Below are 19,513 nucleotides of genomic sequence, written 5' to 3' on the forward strand. Positions count from 1 at the left end.
AAGCCGTCATGGCGGGCAGTGTGAACAAGGTGATCCTGGTAGGGAATCTGGGGCGTGACCCTGAGGTGCGGCGTCTGTCGAACGGGGAGCCGGTGGTGAACCTGCGGATCGCCACGTCCGAGACCTGGAAGGACAAGGGCACGGGCGAGCGCAAGGAGAAGACCGAGTGGCACTCGGTGGTGATCTTCAACGAGAACCTGGCCCGGGTGGCGGAGCAGTACCTGAAGAAGGGCTCGAAGGTGTATGTCGAGGGCCAGCTGCAGACGCGCAAGTGGACCGACCAGAGCGGCCAGGAGAAGTACACCACCGAGGTGGTGCTGCAGCGCTTCCGCGGCGAGCTGACGATCCTGGACAGCCGCGGCGGCGGCGGCGCGTCCGAGTACGGCGACGAGGAGCCGGGCCAGATCAGCCGCGGCGGCGATTTCGGACGGTCGTCCCCCATGGAGCGCAGACCCGAGCCGGCCGGCAGCTCCCGGCACAGCGACTTCGACGACGACATTCCGTTCTAGTGGCCTTTACGGACCGGATGTGAGGTCATCGCCCTTGGGCGAGATGACCTCACCTCGCAGGCCCTTACCTCTGCGTTGTCTACAATGAAGAAGGGCCGCCGGCAGCGCCGTATGCCGAACGACCGGCTGCCTTGGCCGCCGTTTACCAGCAGGCGCAGCCCTGCGCACGACCTTCGCGCCGTGCTGCGTCTGGCATCTGGTCGCGATGCTCGTACTCTGCATTCCAGCCCGGAGAGCCGCGCCCGAGCCGGATACGATGGTGCCTTGCGCGAGAAGGACTTCGAGCTGCACATGGCGGTGAACCGGATCCACCTCACCGAATAATGCACCAGGCTGCAAACTTCATCCCAGCCAATAACAGTCTCTAAGCCAATTGTTTGTATCCACTCATTCCTTCACTGCGCCGGTCATCGAAGACACGTAGTAGTCGACGAAGAACGAGTAGAGCAGCACGACCGGCAGCGATCCTAGAAGCGCACCTGCCATGAGAGCCCCCCACTCGTAAACGTCTCCGCGCACTAGCTCTGTCAGCACACCGACGGGCACGGTTTTATTCTCTGACGATTGAATGAAGGTGAGTGCGTAGATGAATTCGTTCCAGGAGAGGGTGAAGGCGAAAATGCCGGCCGAGATGAGGCCCGGCACGGCGAGAGGCAGCATGATCCTTGTCAGAATCTGCCAGCGCGACGCCCCGTCCACGAGGGCGCATTCCTCCAGCTCGTAGGGAATGGACCGGAAGTACCCCATGAGCAGCCAGGTGCAGAACGGAATGAGGAAGGTCGGATAGGTGAATATCAGGGCAAGTTTGGAATCGTAGATCCCGAATTTGAAGATCATGACCGCCAAGGGGATGAACAGGATCGAGGGCGGCACCAGATAGGCGAGGAAGATCGCCAGGCCGGTCCAGCGGGAACCAGGGAAGCGGATGCGTTCAATGGCATAGGCCGCGAATACCGATGCGACGAGCGACAGGATGGTCGAGCCGATCGCCACCACCATCGTATTCACGAGCCAGCCCGGATAGGACGTCTCGAACAGGAGATACCGGATATTCTGCAGCGTTGGATTGGACGGCCAGAACGGATTGTAGTCACGGAAATTGTTCAGTTCAGCGTTGGGCTTCAGGGCCGTGATCGTCATCCAGTAGAAGGGAAACAGAAGGACGATAATGAAGACCCCGAGAGGTAGGTACACCGTGAGCAGTCTCTGCGGGGTGCGATTGAGATAGCTCATGCCGACGCTGTCATCGGCAACGATACGATCAGAAGCTCTAACGGTTGAGGTCATGTCTCGGCCCCTCCCTGCTGCCAGCGACGGCGCTGCAGCCCGAAATAACTGAAGAGAATTGCGGCGAGAAGGAACGGCACCATTGCCACGGCGATAGCCGCGCCCTCCCCTAGCTGGCCGCCGGGAATGGCTCTCTGGAAACTCAAGGTCGCCATGAGATGCGTCGCGTTGAGAGGCCCGCCCCGAGTCAGCACGTAGATGAGCTGGAAGTCCGTGAACGTGAACAGCACGGAAAATGTCATGACCACGGCGATCAGGGGCGAGAGCATGGGCAGTGTGATGAAGCGGAATCGCTGCCACGAAGTCGCGCCGTCGAGAGTCGCCGCCTCGTGAAGAGAGGGCGAGATTGTTTGAAGGCCGGCCAGTAGCGTGATGGCCACGAAGGGAATGCCGCGCCAGACGTTCGTGAGGATCACCGTCGCACGGGCATTGTTCGGATCGCCCAGGAAGTTGATGGGCGAGCTGATCAATCCGAGCTTCATGAGCGCCCAGGAAATGATCGAGAACTGGGCGTCGTAGATCCACCAAAAGGCGATCGCCGACAGCACAGTCGGCACCACCCAGGGCAGAAGCACGATAGCGCGGATAAAGGCCTTGAACGGGAGATGCTCGTTGAGGAGAAGCGCGAGCCAGAGCCCCAGCATGAACTTCAGGATCGAGGCCACCACCGTATAGAGGATCGTATTGAAGACGGAGAGCCAGAAGATGCTGTCGTCCCAGAGGAGCTGATAGTTCTCCAGACCGACGAAGACGCCCGCGCGACCGATGCGCGTGTCGGTGAAGCCGAGCCAGACGCCAAGCCCGAGCGGATAGGAGAGAAAGACCAGAAGAAACAAGGCTGCCGGCAGCATGAAAAGCAGGCCGAGAAAAGCCTTGTTCTGCATGAGCGGCGTGCGTGCAGGCACAGCCGTCGCGCCAGCTCGGGAAAGGGCGGCATCGACCATGTGCGCCTCCAAAATCGTCACGAGGAAAAGGGACGGTGCTCGCACACCGCCCCTTCGGGTTCGTCAGACTCGATAGTAGCGGTTGGCCCGCTGCTCCGCGCGCTTGGCCGCCTCCTCGGGCGTGCGCTGCCCTGTGGCAGCCTCGGCCACCATGTCGACCATAACGTAATCCGCCATCGTGGCCGCGGACGCGTAACCGAGCGGGCCCGCATAGCCGTTCGGCCGCAGGGTTCCAGAGGCACGCTTGTAGGGTTCGTGCACCGGATCGGACGTCCAGACGGGATTGTCGATCAGACCTTTGAGGGGTGGGCAGCAATAGGCGCTCGATCCAGTGATCCACGCATCCATCTGCGGCTTGTCGAGCATAAACTGCAAATAGGCGCGCGCCGCGTTCGGGAATTTCGTGTACTTGAAAATCACCGCCGAGGTGGTCTGGTGCAGCTCCACGGATTGGCCGACAGGGCCAACCGGCATGGTTGTGGAGCGGATGTCCTGTGCCAGCTCGGCCATCTTCGGATCGTTCTTGGCCGAGTAGTAGAGCGAGACGCCGTTTGCCGTCACGGAGACGTCGCCGGCCAGGAAGACACGGTTGTTGTTGATGTCGAGCCAGCTTTCAGTGCCCGGAATGAAGGTCTGATAGAGCTCGCGGGCGTATTGCAGCGCCTTGATGGTCTCAGGCGAGTTGATAACGACCTTTCCGCTCTCGTCGACCATCTTACCGCCATGGCTCCAGACGATCCAGTGCGCGAAGTTGTTACCGTCGCCGACAGCCTTGCCAAGTGCGAATCCTGCGGGCTTGCTCTTCGCCTTGAGCGCTTTGCACAATTCAAGGAATTCATCCGACTTCTCGGGGAATTTCGAGAATCCGGCCTGCTTGACCATGCTGTCGCGGTAAAGAATGCCGTTGCCGATCGTCGCCAGCGGGAGGGCAATGAACTTGTCGCCCTGCTTGGCATAGCCTTCGAGGCCCGGGTAGTATCCGCCATACTTGCTGGCGAAGCTGGTGCCGATATCGGTGACATCCAGGAGCTTGTCCGGGTACTGGAAGGGGTCGTCGAACCAGACGAGCATGATATCCGGGCCTGAACCGACATTGGCCGCAACAGCTGCCTTGGGACGAATATCCTCCCAACTTTCCTTGTCGACCCGCACCTCGACCCCAGTTGCTTCTGTAAATTTCTTCGTATTGGCGAGCCAGGTATCTTCGTCCCCCTTCACGAAGGGGGTCCATCGCAGAACGCGTAAGGTGGCGCCCTGCTCCGGCTTGTATTGAGGTGCCGCAGCCTGCGCGAAAGCCGGCCCGGACTTCAGAAACTGGGCTCCCGCCGCACCGGCGGCAAGGCCCGCCGTCCCAATGAGCAGATCACGTCTAGACAGGGTCATCGTTCGCTTCCTCCATGATCCGGGATTTCTGATCACATGCGCGGCCGCCCCGGTGTGAGCAGCGCACTTAAGTCAGCCGCTCCCCGCCCCTGGCCTCCAGCGGCCGGCAGGAAAGCGACCCGTGTCAAATGTGATGAGGATGGGTCTGGCGAACCGTTTCCTGACGGATATGCCAGCCCGGATCTGCCAGGAATTCATGAGCTTGCGTATTCAGCGCACCGGACAAAGACCTGCCTGCAGGATAATTTGTCCGGATCGATTCATCCGGATTGGCGACCGTCCTATCGAACGTCCAAGTCGCGGACTCGCATTGAAGCATGCGCCTTCCTCCCGGCCCCGTTCATTCCTCTGGCCTGTCTGACGCAGGCTTCAGATGTTATTGGAATGAATATTCTAGGAAGAACCGCTCCATATCAAGCTGTGAAGATGACAGCTTTCACAACGGATCCATGATTCCTGTACATAGGTCAGCAAAGCTGACCATTGGCTGTACTTATGATTTCAGCTGTACGGGTGACTATATTTCAGTGTCGGAAAGCAAGTCGTCAATTCACCCCTATTCTGATTTTTGAGCCAAGCCCATAACCTCACTCGGATAGGCTGCCCTCATCAAGGAATGCACGGCGAAGGTCCTGTTCAAGGCAGGTGGTCCACGTTAGGCTGCGCCGCATGACCTGAGCGGACGAGCGGTTCACGTTCAAGGCTCTCAGCAGAATGGTGGAAATCATGTCTCTGTCGGCCACCTACGTCACCCGCCATGATCAGATGTTTCCCACCCTGTCTTCGGACGACATTGCCCGGATGCGCCGCTTCGGCATGGCTGCGACATTCGCCGCCGGGGAGCGCATCGTCAGGGCCGGAGACGTCGCACCGGGCCTGATCGTGATCGTGTCCGGCAAGGTCGAGATTACCCAGGATGTCGGGGGCGACCGGCACGAGACCATCATCGTTCATGGCCCGGGGAGTTTCGCGGGCGAGCTGGCGCAGCTCTCCGAACGCCCCTCCCTCGTGACGACCAAGGCCATCGAACCCGTCGACGCATTCGTCATCCCGTCGCGAAGACTGCGTGACCTGATGGTTCAGGAGGCCAGCCTCGGCGAACGCGTCATGCGGGCGCTCATCCTGCGGCGCGTGGGTCTCCTGGAGAGCGGCGGCAGCGGGCCCATCATCGTCGGACACCAGGGCAGTGGCGACCTGCTGCGCCTGCAAGGCTTCCTGACCCGAAGCGGTCACCCGCATCGCGTGCTGGACGCCGACACGGACCCCTGCGCGAAGACCCTCGTCGAACGGTTTCAGGTGGATCCTCATCACCTCCCGATCGTGCTGTGCCCGGATGGGAAGATCCTGCTCAATCCGGGAGACAGGGAGCTCGCCCGTTGCATCGGACTCGTCAAGCCGATCGATAACTCGAAACTCTATGACGTCGCCATCATCGGTGCCGGTCCGGCCGGCTTGGCGGCCGCCGTCTATGCCGCCTCGGAAGGCTTGTCCGTCATCGTGCTCGACTGCCGCGCCTTCGGTGGACAGGCCGGTGCCTCGGCCCGCATCGAGAACTATCTTGGATTCCCGACCGGGATCTCCGGCATGGCGCTGATGGCGCGAGCCTACAACCAAGCGCAGAAGTTCGGGGTGGAGATGGTCATCCCCAACGAGGCAGGGCATCTCGGCGTCGCTGCCGATGTTGCCGGCAAGCATTATCACCTCAGGACGAGTAGCGATGAGATCGTGAACGCACGGGCGGTGATTGTGGCCAGCGGCGCCCGCTACCGTCGCCTCGACGTGGCGAACCTGGCGCAGTTCGAAGGAACAAGCGTTCACTACTGGGCCTCCCCGATCGAGGCGAGGCTCTGCGGCGGGCAAGAGGTCGCCCTAGTGGGGGCCGGCAATTCGGCCGGGCAAGCGGCCGTCTTCCTGGCCGGCCATGTGAAGACGGTGTGGCTTCTCGTGCGCGGGGCCGGCCTGGAGTCCAGCATGTCGCGCTATCTGATCGAGCGTATCGAGGCTCAGCCCAACATTAAGGTCTTGCCCGAGACGACGGTCATCGCGTTGGACGGACAGGGAGAGAACCTCGAATCCGTCCGGTGGCGCAGCCGCCAAGGAGAAGAAGGGACGTGCCCGATCCGCCACCTCTTCCTGTTCATCGGCGCTGATCCCAATACCGACTGGCTCGCAGGCAGCGACATCGCGCTGGATGAAAAGGGCTTCATTCGGACCGGGATCACTGCAGGCCCGGAGCGGCACCTGCTGGAGACCAGCCGCAGCGGCATTTTCGCCATTGGCGACGTGCGCTCGGGCTCGGTCAAACGGGTGGCCGCGGCCGTCGGCGAAGGTGCCCAAGTCGTGGCGGCCTTGCACGCATACCTTGCCCGGGAAGGCCAAGCACCCGGTGTGTCCCAAACGATGAGGATGACCTGATGGACGGTCAATGCAGCCATGCCGCGAGTATCCGGGACGTCACGCCGAGCGCGCTCGGCTGCGAGGAATGCCTGAAGATCGGCTCCCCCTGGGTGCACCTTCGCCTGTGCCGCACCTGCGGCCATGTCGGCTGCTGCGACGACTCGCCCAATCGGCACGCGACAAAGCATTTTGAAGCGACCGGCCACCCCATCATCGAGGGCTATGATCCGCCCGAAGGCTGGGGTTGGTGCTACGTCGATGAAGTCTTTGTAGACCTCGGCAACGATACCACACCACAGAACGGTCCGATCCCGCGCTTCATCTGAGTGCCGAGCGCAGCGGTTCCCTCACCTCTGCTCTACTCGCCATTCACAGTACGATGGCTGCACAGGAATTGGTCTGCATTCCGCTACCTGTTCGTCATAGAGCAAGCCAATCGTCCTAAGGCGCCAAGTCAGGCAAGTGCCGTCCATATAATCCCTCCAAGAGCGTCTCTCGGGAGGTCGCACGAGCCCACCCCGGGACTCATTGCGGGCAAGCGCGGCAGAGCTCCACTCTCTGTGTGAAAGGGTAACGCTCGCCTCCAGCCCCGATCGTAAAACGCATCAACAAGCAAGGTTCAGCAAAGCCTGGCCAACTATCCTATGCACTAGGTGCTCCGGCTTCAGGCCGGTATAATATCGAGCTTTTCTCCATGACGGACATCCAACTACCTGACGCCAGCTTTACCATGGCATTGGTCGCCAACCTCCGGGCGGGCCTGCCAAATTTCGGCGGAATCGTCGATCAGCACGGCCATCCCGCCCCGGCCTTGCGACAGCTTGGTCTCGTTCACTGGGAGAATGGACGCTTCGACACAGCTGTCCAGACATTCGCGGCGGCGCTCTCGCTTGTCCCTGACGATCCCAATCTGTGGCGCGATCTGGCGGGCGTCTACAGCGCATCGGGTCGTGACGAGGAGGCCCTGACAGCGATACGCAAGTCCCTGGCGATCGATCCTCTCAATGCTCATTCCTGGCAGATCCTGGCCAGTGTGGGTGACCGGCTGGACGACGTTGAGACGGCCGAGGACGCCTATCGCCGCACGATCGCTCTCAACCCGAATGCTCCTGCTGCTCATCTCGGGCTTGGCCTGCTGCAGTTCAGGAAAAAGCACTATGAAGAGGCTCTCGGCTCCGTGCGCGCCTCCATCGCGCTCGATCCCGTCAACGGCGTGGCCCATTTCGCCCTCGGCCACCTGTCTTTCATCGCGAATGATTTCGCAGGCTGTGCGCGCGCCTTCGACGAGGCGGTACGCCTGACAATCCCGCTCGATCCGCTCACCCGGCAGAAGCGAGCTCGGGCTCTTACGTTCCAAGCCATGATCGACGGTCGTGTCGAGCAGGCCCTGCACGATTACGACGGAATTGCCGGCGAGGATCGCGAGGATCTGGACATCATCGCACGTGACGCCTTTTCTGTACTCAGCGCGTCCGGCAATCTCGAAGCCGCCGCCGAAGTCGGACGGCTGCGGCTAGCCGAGAAGCCTGACGATCCGGTGCGGCGCTATCTGCTCGACGCCGTCCTCGGCCGGAGCATGACGGCCGCACCACCGGACTACATCGAAACATACTTCGATCATTTCGCGCCCCAGTTCGACAACAAGCTCACCGAGACGCTCCAGTACAACGCTCCCCGCCAAATGGCGGAGCGGGTGGTCAAGCACCGAACCGGCTTTCGACACATGCTCGACCTGGGCTGCGGCACAGGGCTGGCCGCCGCGGAATTGCAGCCGCTAGGCGCCTCATTGACCGGGGTCGACATTTCCGCAGGCATGCTGGCCGAGGCGAAAAGGCGAGGCGGATACACCGAACTCGTCAAGGCTGAGGCGGTCACTTATCTTGAGACGGCATCCAATCAATTCGATCTCATTTTCGCGGCGGATTCGCTGATCTATTTCGGCGATCTCGCGCCGCTCATGCACGCCGCGGCCGGCGCCCTGGAGCCAGGAGGACTCTTCGCCTTGAGCATCGAGCTGGCCGCAGGAGATGGCTTTGTCCTCCAGCCCTCCGGCCGGTTCGCACACTCGCTCGACCACGTCCAGGCAGCGGCCACCGACTTCGTCATCCTGGAGACATTCGAAAGCAACATCCGGCTCGAGGCAGGGCGTCCGGTGCCCGGCCTCTATGTCCTGCTGGAAAGGTGCTAGCGCATCGTGCGGACCCAGCGGGCCGCGCTAGCGAAAAGCGGATCCGATATTCGCTGACGCGGCCCTTCGGGTCCGCACCCAACGATGTTCTAACGAACCACAGAACCGTGTCTGCGCTCGATTCGAGACCTTGAAGAGCGTGGGTTCCGCCGGAAAACAAACTCGATTGTCCTGATTTTCAGAAGCCGAGACGTCGTTAACTGGATGATGCCGGATTCTCGATAAGGTGGCGGATCCGCTGAATGTAAAGCTCGTAGTAGTCACCGAGTCCGAAGGTCTTTCCCAGCTCCCGACAGAGAAGGATCATCTCGAGCGCCTGGGGCCAATCGCGACATCGGTAGGCGGTCAGCATCATGCCGTTCCGTTCGTTCAGCTCTGCGAAGTCATTGCTCGCGGCCACATCGGCGCGTCCCAGGATCGTGAAGATCCTCTGCAGTTCGCTCTTTCCTCTGACCTGCAGATGGTCGATTTCGAGAACGGCGAACCGAGTGAGGACTGCCTGAGCGGTTCTTTCGCCGATGATGATGGGAACGCCGTATTGCTTCGTCATGCCCTCAAGACGCGATGCCAGATTGACCGTGTCTCCCAAGGCCGAATAGTTGAAGTGCAGGTCGGATCCGAAATTGCCGACGGCACAGAGGCCGGTATTCACGCCGATCCCGATCCTGAGTGGCGGAACCGGCTGATCGTCGCCGGCTTCCCGCTGACGCTGTTCGTTCAGCGCCTTAAGACTGTCCAGCATCGCGCACGCAGCCTCACACGCATTCACCTCGTGGCTGGGATCGGCGAGCGGAGCGTTCCAGAACGCCATGATGGCGTCGCCCATGTACTTATCGATCGTCCCGCGCCGTTCCATGATATCCTTGGTCAGCGGCGTAAAAAGCCGATTGATCAGGGTCGTCAGACCCTTTGGATCGTCTTTGTACAACTCGGAAATAGCCGTAAATCCGCGAATATCCGAGAAGAGAACGGTCAACACGCGCTGCTCGCCGCCAAGAGTCAGCTTATCGGGTGATTGCGCCAGCTGTTCGACAAGGTCGGGTGAGAGATATTGGCTGAACGCGGATCTGATCCGATAGCGGTCTGCAGAAACGGTGACGTAGTTTGTGCAGACCAGAACGGCATAAACCAGAAGGCTCGAGATCAGAGGGAAGGTGTAGTCGATCAAGAGATCAAGGGATGAGAAACAGTACCAGGACACGCCCAGGGTCACGACGGCTGTGGCGCCTCCGAGCGCGAAAAGGGTGCCGGCATTCACCCGGGGCGCAAGTGTGATCAGGATCAAGCTCAGAAGCATCGCAAGCACGATCTCGGTGAAGGCCGTGTATGTCGGCCTGCTCAGGGTCTCCCCCATGAGGGCGCTTTCCAGGAGTTGGGCATGCAACTCGACGCCTGGCAATGCCGGATGCACCGGAGTGACCTTGAGATCGAGAAGCCCAGCAGCGGAGGTTCCGATCAACACCATTTTGCCCGCGAGACGATCTGCGGGCACCCTGCCCTGCAGAAGATCGATGGCGGAAACATACGTGCCCGGCTTGAGGGACGAGAAATGGATCCAGACGCGGCCTTTCCCGTCGGTTGGGATTTCGAAATTTCCGACACCGACGCTCCGGACGCCGCTGGAATCGGTCTTGATGAGAATAGCTCCCGATCCGGCGGCGACCCGCAGCATTTCGAGAGAAAGCGACGGAACGATGATTCCATCGGCGATTGCCACGACCGGGACACGGCGGACGGTGCCATCCTGTTCAGGAATGATCGAAAAGATACCCTGCCCCTGTGCGGCCAAGTCGAGAATTGGAAGGTTGCGCAGGAGATGGGGAAAGTCGACGAGGAAAGGGCGCGGGTCCGCCCCAAGGATCGCGATCCCCGTCTGGATCGCCGGCCGCGCAATAGGCGCTGCTCCCGAGACACGATACCCCGACTGCCCGAGGACGACCTTCGACCTCCGAATGGCGTCGGCGAAGACTGCGTCGTTGCTGGGCAGCCGCCGGAGCTTCTCCCGTGTTGTGTCATCCAGTCCATGGAACGTCTCAGCCGCCACTTCTGGCGAGCTTCGATCCGGTTCAGGGAAAAGGACGTCAAAGGCAATGACCGTTCCGCCTCGCTCGACGATCTTCGAGAGCATTTCCGCCATGACCGTGCGTGGCCAAGGCCATTGTCCCAGAGCGCGCAGGCTCATCTCGTCGATATCGACAATCGTGACAAGATCCTGGCGCGCGGCACGCGGATACATCAGCTGGTAGATGTCAAATGACCTCTGACGAAGAGCTTCGACAGGTCCAGGATCCCAGATCCGTAGCGCGATCAGGCCGACGAGGAGCAGGAGGCCGACAATCCGTCCAGCTCCTAAGCGGCGCATCTCATTCAGGAGAACGTTCACAGCCGCCGCTCCTTTGGGACGCGGGCACATGCTACGATGATCTTCGCACTTTGGCCGTCACGAAGACATCGCATCTCCCATTGGGTCATACGGTCAGGGAAGGGATCGCACAGGAACGCCGGCAGGTGCATGGCCCCCTCACAGGATTGCGTCCGTAGAGCGGGGCAAAGCGCCTGCAATCGTCAGCTCCGTTGCCAAAACTTCTCCGCTCGCGAACCTGACGACGGCCGATATCGTATTCCCGTCCCCCACGAGCCGCCTCAACTCTCCAACCGAGGTCTCCAATGCAAGTCCGGTGGGCGTGGAGACAAGATCTTCCGGACCGATCCCGACGATCTCCGTACCGTTCACAAAGAGGTCGACGCGGGCGACTGTCCCACTCGGAACCGGAGCTCCGAGGACAGAGATGTCGATCTGCTCTGATGAGGTCAGCAGCGATGCCTCGCCGGTGTTGTCGATCTCATTCAGTTGAGAGAGATCCGCGCCCTCGCCGACTCCGACAGCGGTGATTTTCGTGCCGTAGACATTGTTCAACGTCGCAAGTTCGACATCGATCGCGCCCTGTCCCTTACCATCCGAAAGGAAGTACATGAAGTTCTTCGCACTCCCCTGATCTAAGACCTGCAAGCGATCGTTGGCTGCTTGCAACGCATTGGCGAAATCCGTTAGTCCATTGGAGTTGAGCCCTCTCAGGTAGTTTGCGATCGCCTGTTCTCCCTCTTGGGCGAGGCTGAAAGTTTCGGCATTCACGATGTGACCGGCTATAGGCTCGGTCGGATCGGCGCGTCCGTTGAATGGGATGATCGTGACCGTGAAGTCGGCAGGAGAGAATCCGATCCCTCTCACGCGCTCCGTCAACGCGATGAGACTGGAAATCTCTGCATCCAGGATGGTATTGGCGCGTCCGTCACCGTTGAGATCGCCGACCGGCGCTCCCTCGAACTGTTCCGACGTGCTGCCTGATACATCAACGAGATAAAGAATATTCATCCGGGGCTGCAGAAACGTCCCGAGATTGATGTTCAGGCTGAGATCGGCGCTTGCGGCCGTGGTGGCGGATGGTGCCTTGATGGACAGAGAGACCGGCTGATCGTTATAGTCGAGGATGCCGCTGGTCGATGCTGTTTGGTGAGGAGATGTGAACGTCCCGGTGCCGCGAACCTGCAGCGTGACGTTTTCCGTATCGGTTCCTCCCTTGCCGTCGGAGACCGTGTAGGCGAAGGCGACCGTGGCAGTTTCGCCTTCACTGAGGGCCCTGAAATCGTCTCCGGGGTCGAACACCAACTCCCCGGAGGAATCGCGGAAGACAGAGCCTTCGAGTGGGCTTGTCCAACGGATGACATGGAGCGGATCACCATCGACGTCACGGTCGTTCGAACGCACCGCCAAGACTCTCGTTCCAGCCTCGTCCACGCCGTAGATGTGGTCGCTCACGGCAACTGGAGCGTCGTTTCGGCCAGTAACTGTCCAAGAGATCGTCGCCGGGATACGGGCGCCGCTATCGATCAGCAGTTTGTAATCGACCCTGACGGTCTCGGTCTCTCCCTCACCTAGGTGCTGGTAGGCCGGATGGGATGGATCCAGAGAAAAACTGCGTGATCCGTCGAGATATCGTACGCCAGGGGGTAAGTGAGTCGGCACGATCACGAGCGGCAAGGCTGCTCCATTCGACACGACCGCATCCAGAGGGGCGCTGAGCCGTGCCAGTGGGCCGTCCTCGATAGCCGTGCCGCGGATCGGCTCTGGAACCGTCGTAAAGAATGCAAGATCGACCTCCCGCGCAGCAACATGTTGAGGGATAACCGGTGCGATGGCGAACTGCGACGGGTCGGGGGGATCAACCCGGTGAGGCAGGTTCACGGGAATGATCGGCGCATGATCGAAATCACTGCTTCCCCCGGGCTGACGGTTCTCCGTGGAGAAGAACTGAAACATGCCTCGCGCGAAATCGCTCTCGTGGCGGATGTCGTCAGCCGTTTTCGCAAGCTGTGTAATGCGCGGGTCCGAGCCGGTGACCGGCGTCAGAAGCGTCGCAACGCGTGCATCAGATAACGACGTGATCACACGGGACGGGTTACTCTTGTCCAGGAGAACGAACGAGCCCACGGTTCCATCCGGCTCGGTCAGAAGCGAGAACTTCGTGGTTCCGCTGAACGCTGCAATCTCGGTCTGGACGGCTGTCCCCCTGATTGCCATGGTGGCGACGGGGGTGTCGATCTTGAGGTCGCCGGACTTGGCTATCCGTCCCGCGACGAAGCCGATGACGCCCTGGACGAGGGTGAGCAGCGCCGAATTCGCATTCGAATCGGCGGAGTACACCATGTCGTTCACTACCATGCGAGCACTGGAAGACAGGCTGAAGACCGTTCCGTCATTGAACTTGATCGTCAGCGATGAATCCGCTCCCGTCTGCAGGACGTCGCCTTTGGCTATCACATCGCCGAGGCGCAACTCGACCGAAACGCCGTTCCGCAGCACGATCGCGGAGCCGGACACTTTCTCGACGCGTCCGATCGGCATCTGGTTTGGTGCCGGATTTCCTGCCTGGGCGTATTGTCCCGAGAGATTGGGACCTGCCAACGCTTCGACGGTGTCACCAGTGAGGCTCGCACCTTCAGGGGTCTTGATGCTCAGGCGCCGCCCGTCTCGGAAGTAGTCCAAGATAACCGCGGTTGCCTCGTGCCCTACCAGCAGGAGATCGGCTCCCGATCTCCTGAAATCGGCGGAGAAAAGGATATCCTTGTCCGGAAAAAGGATCGAGGGGTCGGTGTCAGCACGACTGCTCGCTGCCTCGGCAGCGTCGATCTTGATGTCGAAGGCAGTAGCGCCGTCCCCGGATTGGTACACAGCTGAACCCCTTGGGTCCATGCGATGATAATCCTTTAGCTCAATCTCTCCTACGGGAATGAAATCTTAGAAGCCGGAACTGCTTGTCTCGGCGACCTCGTTTTCCGCAGGTCGGCCCGGGGTTAAGGTCGTCTCAAAGCACGATTCGAGATTGTCCGGCATGCAGGCTGTGTGCGTGTGCCGCGCCGGCGGCAAGAGAGGTTAGCTTCCAGCGCTTTCAGCGGCTTTGTCACGGGAACTCAATGAGACGTCGTCTGAGCGTCGGGCCACAGTTAAGGCGACGACACTGGACAGGAACAAGCATCGCACACGTGAGGCGTGCCTGAATCGAGTTGTGAAGGCTGACGACACGAATATCAGGCCTGAGCTGAAGCCCCGAGGCCTGGAACTTTATGTCTAGCCGCCTGAGCGAACATCGACCTCCAAGCCGAGATCGAGGGGTAAAGTCAATCCTTAAAGGGACATTCACGCTTCGGCGCAGCGCGCCTAGCGTGGCTCTTCCCTAACGTCACAGGCAGCATCCGCATTCATCGCCGGGACGCTGAGGCCAACGATCAGATGGGACCGTGCCGGGCGAGCGAAAGCCTGGGCTTGCCAAACGAGCCGTGTGACGGCAGTCTCAGCCCAACAAGATGTGAAGCGGGTGTATGCCGGAGTATTTTCTCCTCGGGCAGCAGGACATGGGAAACGGCAAATCATGATCATGAACGGTGGGAATGCAGGTTCTGGAGAGACAGACGAGGGAGCCTTGCTTGGGCGACGGGCGGGGCTTCTCACCCGCCGGTCGTTTCTGGCCGGCTCGGCTGTCGGGCTCGGCACGTTGGGACTGGCCGGTTGCGTGACATCCGACGGCATGAGCTTCGCCGAGGCCGCCAAGGTCTATGGGCCAGTGCCGGATGAGAAATTCCCGATTCCAGCGATCGATGTCAGCAAAGTCGATCCGAAGTATTACCGGAAGACAGTTCGCTACGACACCAAAGAGGCGCCCGGTACGATTATCGTCGACCCCGGCAACTACTACGTTTACCGCATCGAGGACGACGGCACCGCCACGCGCTATGGTGCCAATGTCGGGCGCGACGGGTTCCGGTGGAGCGGTGACGCCTATGTCGGGCGCAAGGCCGAATGGGCGACCTGGACCCCGCCCAAGGAGATGATCAAACGCCAGCCCGAGGCGGCCAAGTACGCCGGCGGCATGCCGGGCGGCCTCGACAATCCGCTCGGTGCCCGCACGCTGTATCTTTATCAGAACGGCGCTTACACGCTCTACACGATCTACGCGAGCCTGGATGCCGAATCGATCGGCACAGGCATCACAAGCGGCTGCGTCGGCCTTCTCACTCAGGACATGATGCACCTGTACTCCCGAACGCCGGTCAAGACGAAGGTGATCGTACTGCCGGCATAGCAAGGGCGCCAGCTCCGGTCGGGGCGTTGCCCGTTCGGGCAGCGCAAGTCACAGGCCCGCCCCTGGAATCTGAGCGATTGTGCGGGCGGCTCCTGCAAGATCGACAACGTGACCTTTATCGTCTCGCAAGGCTCTGGATTGACGACGCCAGGGTCAGGCTGTTGAAAAAGGCACTCTAGGAGCGGCAAGGGCCTGGAGATGGGCGTCCCTGCTTCGGCTCGAGCATCGGACCCGAAAGTGCATTCCATCTCTGGTCCGATGCTTTAGGCGACGCCGTTAGTGGGGCACCATGCCGTGCCAGAGTGCGAAGGCGACGGCACCGCCTGCAAGCAGAACCAATGGGTTGAGCTTCGGGCGCAAAGCCAGGATGGCGGCTGCCATGCCGGCAACGGCCCAGGATTGGATGCCGGCCCCCGCAACCCGAAAGATCGCGACCACCCCGGCCAGGATCAGCCCGGCGCCGATGGGCGCAAGCCCGTTCTCCAATGCCGTATGCCAATGCCGACCACGGTAATGGTTCCACATCTTCGTCACGCCGTAGCAGAGCAGCGATGACGGAACGAACAGTGCAAGTGTCGCCACGACGGCGCCGGTCCAACCTGCCACCTTCCAGCCGAGCAGGGTCACAAGCATGGAGCCCGGACCAGGCGCGGCCCGGGCGATGGCGAAGAGGTCGACGAACTCGCGCGCGGTGACCCAGTGGTAGACCTCAACGGATTGGTGCTGGATGCCCGCGAAGATGCTGGGCCCGCCGCCGATGGAGACCAGCGAGAATGGCACGAAGACGACGATCAGGGACCAGAGAGCATTCTCACGCATCGGACGAGGCCTGCCACCAGGCAAAGGCGACGGACACCGGCGCAAGCCCCAGCACCACCGGCACCAGCGGCCATTGCAGAAGGCCCACGGCCACGAAGGTCGCTATGAGGATCAGGAACGGCACAAGCCTGCGGCTCGCGCTGTAGGCACCCTTCGCGGCAACGACCAGCAGCAGCCCGATGGCGGCCGCCGCTGCCCCGCTCATGGCGTCCTGGACCCATGGCATCATGGAAAGCTGGGCATAGGCTGTGACCAGGGCGATCACTGCGAAGAAGGGACCGATCACAAGGCCGACGAGGGCGCAGATCGACCCCGCCGGACCACGCAGGCGCTGGCCGATATAGACCGAGAGGTTGGTGACGTTAGCGCCGGGCAGGATCTGGGAGAGCGCCAACCCGGAGAAGAACTCGTCATCGCTCATCCAGCCTCGCAGCGTCACCACCTCGCGGTAGATCCAGCCCGAGAGACCGCCGCCGAAACTGAACAGCCCCACGCGGAAGAACACCAGAAAGAGCGAGACAAGGGAAACTGAGGCCCGGGTCGGGGTCATGGAATATCCGGGATCAAGTCTTGGTCGCCGCGGAGGAGAGAGGATGCAGACTTGCACATGCAATACCCATCACCCACTCGCTTCCGTTGTCGCCTACCCTATACCTTCTGCTGGATTGCATCCGCAATAGCTTTGGCGGACCGGCTGCAGGATTCATCGCCACCCATGTCGATCGTGCGGGTCTCAGGACTTTCAAGCACGCGGTGGAGGCCCGCTCGATGACCTTCTCGGCCGCAAGGAGATTCTCACGCCCGTGCCTCTGTCCCAGCCAGTCGAGGAGCATCGCCTCCGAGACGACCGTGCTGACCCGCTCGCGCCTCACGGGCGCAGCTGAGACCTTCTGGAAACTCACCTTCCGCTTATCTGGCTAGCAGAAGCGATACAGGGCCGTGAGCCAGCATGCCTATTTCACCAGGTCACTCAGGTTCTGACATCTAAGGGGGCCGTTGGCACTAAGACGTCGGAGGAATCGTTCCTGCGATTGATGCTTTGCCTATCGCGGCGGTACGGCTTCGCGAAATGTGCTTCAAGACGACGTCCAACGAGCGCGATTGTCCAGCACATCACGAAATAGACAACCAGAATAGTGCCGTAGATGAGGTAGGCTGGGCTCCCGCCACGGGAGATGGTCGTCTGTTCAATGAGGACCTGCGCGGACCGAAGGAGTTCATTGACACCAAGAACAGCACCCAGAGAGCTTGCCTGCACCAAGCCGGTTACAAGGCTGATGTAAGGCGGCAGGATGACCGGCATGGCTTGAGGCACAATCACCAGAAGAAGCCCCTTCCAACCACCAAGCCCAAAAGCCTGAACTGTCTCCCACTGCCCCTTTGAGACTGAGGCGAGGCCCGCTCGGATGATGTGCGCGCCATTGGCGCCGCCCCATACCGAGACGCTGAGTGCGCTCGACCAGAACGGATCGAGTGAGATCCCGACATTAGGAAGCACAAAATAAACAAGCAGCACCGTAACCATCAGGGGAATATCTCGCAGACACTCCACAATGAGGAAGACGGGGCGGTTGAGCCAGCGTGACGGCATCGACAGGCCGGCCGCGAAGATGACCGCGAACAGCGTTCCTCCCACAATCATCACCAGCGACAGGAGCAGCGTGTTAAGGAGGCCGTCGAACAGGAACGATTTGAACTCAAGAAGCAGCATAGGCTATCTCCCTGCGAACGGTCGGTTGAGGTGTCGCTCCAGCATGTGCCCCAGCCCGGAGAGGGCAAAGACGCAGAGCAGATAGATCACGCAGATGGAGAAGAACATCTCGATCGCCCGGAAATCGTAGGCGATGCGATCGACGGCCACGAAGGTCAGTTCCACAAGACCGATAGCCTGGAGATAGGCAGAGTTCTTGACTGTGGCGACGATGGTGTTCATCGAGGACGGCAGTGCCGCCCGGGCCGCCAGCGGGAAAACAACCAGAAGAGCATGTTGCCAGCGTTTCAAGCCAAGGGAAGCAGATGCATCGTGAACGCCGTGACCGACTGCTGCAAGCCCTGCCCGGAAATTCTCGATCTGGAAGGCGCTTGCCCATATGGTCAGCGCGGCGACACCCGACCAGAAGACCGACAGGCGTAGCCCGAGGCTCGGCAGGCCATAAAAGATGAAAAAAATCTGCACGAGATACGGTGTGCCGCGGATGAACTCAACATAGCCCGTGACGAGGTACTCAGCCAGTTTGAAGCCGCTCGTGCGCAGTCCGGCACCGATGGCGCCGATCGTGCAGGAAAGCAGGATACCGAGGCCGCTGACCATGAGAGTCATCTTGAGACCCGTCATCAGGTCCGGCAACGCATCGAGAATATAATCGAAATCCATCACGCTCCGCCCTTGCTGGAGATGGTCAGAGGAGAATCCGAAAATGACGCCGGGTGGCGGATCTGCCCCCCACCCGGCCTCTCGGGCCCGCTCAATTGGTTGCCGGCGGATCGGTTTCGAAGGACTTGATCATCTCCTTTGCGACGATTGGATCGGAAACATAGCTGGGCACCACCTGTGAGAAGAACTTCTCCTCTTTCATTCTCTTCAGAGCCGTATTCACGAAGGCCTTCAGCTCAGGCTCGTTTTTGCGGATGCCGACGCCGTTGAACCCGAGATCGACCTCCTCCTTCAGGACGCGGAGATTGGGATAGTTGCTGATCAGAGTCGCAATCGTGACCGCGTCGCCCACATAACCATCGGCTCGCCCTTGCAGGAGCGCCTGGATGTTGTCCGCATTGGTGTTGAGCTGAACGAATTGGATACCGGGAATACGGTCACGCAACCATTTGAGCTGATTGCCGCCCTTCACGATCAGGATCGACTTGCCCTCAAGGTCAGCAAGCTTCTGGACAGAGCTTTCCTTCGGCACGATGACGTTGCTGCCGCCCCAGTAATAGATGTCGGAGTAATCGATCACCTGCTCGCGCGGAGGGGTCTTGCCGAGAGTCGCGATGATCAGATCGATCTTGCCGCCGGTCAGGGATGGAATGCGTGCGTCGGTGGCAACGCAGCTCAGCTCCGCCTTCTCGGGAGAGCCGAAGGCATAGGTGCCGATCTTCTTCGCCATTTCAACCTCCACCCCAACCGGCTTTCCGTCCGGCCCGGAAGAGCCGAAAGGTGGGGAGTCACACTTGACGCCGATGCGGATGACACCTGCATCCTTGATCGCCTTCGGCAGACTTGGAAGATCCTGCGCTGCGACTGGCATCGACTGAGATGCCACCGCGGCAATGAAGCTTAGTGATGCGAAGGCGCAACGAAACATGCTGATCTGTCGGTTCATGAGTACGTCCCTTTGGATTTCTGGCATT

16 protein-coding genes are annotated in these 19,513 nt (G+C 60.6%); 6 read left to right on the plus strand and 10 right to left on the minus strand.

What is annotated here, in order from left to right; all coding sequences use genetic code 11:
* Positions 1 to 8 precede the first annotated feature (8 nt).
* Entirely contained in the window at positions 9 to 509 is a 501-nt protein-coding gene (ssb, locus tag DDF70_RS16900; RefSeq protein ID WP_114946101.1) for a single-stranded DNA-binding protein, read from the plus strand.
* Positions 510 to 620: 111 nt separating this feature from the next.
* Positions 621 to 833 carry a hypothetical protein gene (locus tag DDF70_RS16905; protein WP_114946032.1) on the plus strand — a complete coding sequence of 71 codons (213 nt, stop codon included), beginning with the start codon at positions 621 to 623 and terminating at the stop codon, positions 831 to 833.
* 63 nt (positions 834 to 896) lie between these two features.
* Here DDF70_RS16905 and DDF70_RS16910 read toward each other — a convergent pair whose 3' ends face one another.
* The 3 genes from DDF70_RS16910 to DDF70_RS16920 all read right to left on the minus strand — a co-directional run bounded on the left by DDF70_RS16910 (position 897) and on the right by DDF70_RS16920 (position 4,123).
* Positions 897 to 1,796: a carbohydrate ABC transporter permease gene (locus DDF70_RS16910; RefSeq protein WP_114946033.1), complete on the minus strand. Its 900-nt coding sequence runs from the start codon at positions 1,794 to 1,796 to the stop codon at positions 897 to 899.
* On the minus strand, positions 1,793 to 2,680 hold the full coding sequence (locus tag DDF70_RS16915) for a carbohydrate ABC transporter permease (RefSeq protein ID WP_425374086.1): 888 nt from the start codon (positions 2,678 to 2,680) through the stop codon (positions 1,793 to 1,795). Before DDF70_RS16915 ends, DDF70_RS16910 begins: the two co-directional genes overlap by 4 nt.
* A gap of 123 nt (positions 2,681 to 2,803) precedes the next feature.
* Positions 2,804 to 4,123 carry an ABC transporter substrate-binding protein gene (locus DDF70_RS16920; RefSeq protein ID WP_114946035.1) on the minus strand — a complete coding sequence of 440 codons (1,320 nt, stop codon included), beginning with the start codon at positions 4,121 to 4,123 and terminating at the stop codon, positions 2,804 to 2,806.
* A 726-nt stretch (positions 4,124 to 4,849) separates the two neighbouring features.
* On the opposite strand from DDF70_RS16920, the gene DDF70_RS16930 reads away from it, so the two are divergent.
* From DDF70_RS16930 to DDF70_RS16940, 3 genes are all read left to right on the plus strand, one after another.
* Positions 4,850 to 6,538: an FAD-dependent oxidoreductase gene (locus DDF70_RS16930; protein WP_114946102.1), complete on the plus strand. Its 1,689-nt coding sequence runs from the start codon at positions 4,850 to 4,852 to the stop codon at positions 6,536 to 6,538.
* Complete coding sequence (locus DDF70_RS16935) at positions 6,538 to 6,846, plus strand: UBP-type zinc finger domain-containing protein (protein WP_114946037.1); 309 nt, start codon at positions 6,538 to 6,540, stop codon at positions 6,844 to 6,846. Before DDF70_RS16930 ends, DDF70_RS16935 begins: the two co-directional genes overlap by 1 nt.
* Before the next feature lie 368 nt (positions 6,847 to 7,214).
* On the plus strand, positions 7,215 to 8,708 hold the full coding sequence (locus DDF70_RS16940) for a tetratricopeptide repeat protein (protein ID WP_114946038.1): 1,494 nt from the start codon (positions 7,215 to 7,217) through the stop codon (positions 8,706 to 8,708).
* 196 nt (positions 8,709 to 8,904) lie between these two features.
* Here the strand turns inward: DDF70_RS16940 and DDF70_RS16945 are convergent, their stop codons facing one another.
* On the minus strand, positions 8,905 to 11,091 hold the full coding sequence (locus DDF70_RS16945) for a CHASE2 domain-containing protein (RefSeq protein WP_114946039.1): 2,187 nt from the start codon (positions 11,089 to 11,091) through the stop codon (positions 8,905 to 8,907).
* Between the two features lie 138 nt (positions 11,092 to 11,229).
* Positions 11,230 to 13,938 carry an Ig-like domain-containing protein gene (locus DDF70_RS16950; RefSeq protein WP_162820455.1) on the minus strand — a complete coding sequence of 903 codons (2,709 nt, stop codon included), beginning with the start codon at positions 13,936 to 13,938 and terminating at the stop codon, positions 11,230 to 11,232.
* 697 nt (positions 13,939 to 14,635) lie between these two features.
* On the opposite strand from DDF70_RS16950, the gene DDF70_RS16955 reads away from it, so the two are divergent.
* A complete protein-coding gene (locus tag DDF70_RS16955; protein ID WP_114946041.1) occupies positions 14,636 to 15,346 on the plus strand; it encodes a L,D-transpeptidase in 711 nt (236 codons plus the stop codon).
* Between the two features lie 276 nt (positions 15,347 to 15,622).
* Here the strand turns inward: DDF70_RS16955 and DDF70_RS16960 are convergent, their stop codons facing one another.
* From DDF70_RS16960 to DDF70_RS16985, 5 genes are all read right to left on the minus strand, one after another.
* Positions 15,623 to 16,165 (minus strand): chromate transporter, encoded by a 543-nt coding sequence (locus tag DDF70_RS16960; RefSeq protein ID WP_114946042.1) that lies wholly within the window; start codon positions 16,163 to 16,165, stop codon positions 15,623 to 15,625.
* The gene (locus DDF70_RS16965) at positions 16,158 to 16,715 is read right to left on the minus strand and encodes a chromate transporter (protein WP_114946043.1); all 558 of its coding nucleotides are present in this window, start codon (positions 16,713 to 16,715) and stop codon (positions 16,158 to 16,160) included. Before DDF70_RS16965 ends, DDF70_RS16960 begins: the two co-directional genes overlap by 8 nt.
* A 420-nt stretch (positions 16,716 to 17,135) precedes the next feature.
* The gene (locus tag DDF70_RS16975; protein ID WP_114946045.1) at positions 17,136 to 17,876 is read right to left on the minus strand and encodes an amino acid ABC transporter permease; all 741 of its coding nucleotides are present in this window, start codon (positions 17,874 to 17,876) and stop codon (positions 17,136 to 17,138) included.
* 3 nt (positions 17,877 to 17,879) lie between these two features.
* On the minus strand, positions 17,880 to 18,539 hold the full coding sequence (locus DDF70_RS16980; RefSeq protein ID WP_114946046.1) for an amino acid ABC transporter permease: 660 nt from the start codon (positions 18,537 to 18,539) through the stop codon (positions 17,880 to 17,882).
* Positions 18,540 to 18,630: 91 nt separating this feature from the next.
* Positions 18,631 to 19,512 carry a transporter substrate-binding domain-containing protein gene (locus DDF70_RS16985; protein ID WP_342633922.1) on the minus strand — a complete coding sequence of 294 codons (882 nt, stop codon included), beginning with the start codon at positions 19,510 to 19,512 and terminating at the stop codon, positions 18,631 to 18,633.
* Between the last annotated feature and the right edge of the window lies 1 nt (position 19,513).

The organism is Microvirga calopogonii (genome assembly GCF_003347665.1).
In the GTDB taxonomy this organism is placed as follows: Bacteria; Pseudomonadota; Alphaproteobacteria; order Rhizobiales; family Beijerinckiaceae; genus Microvirga; species Microvirga calopogonii.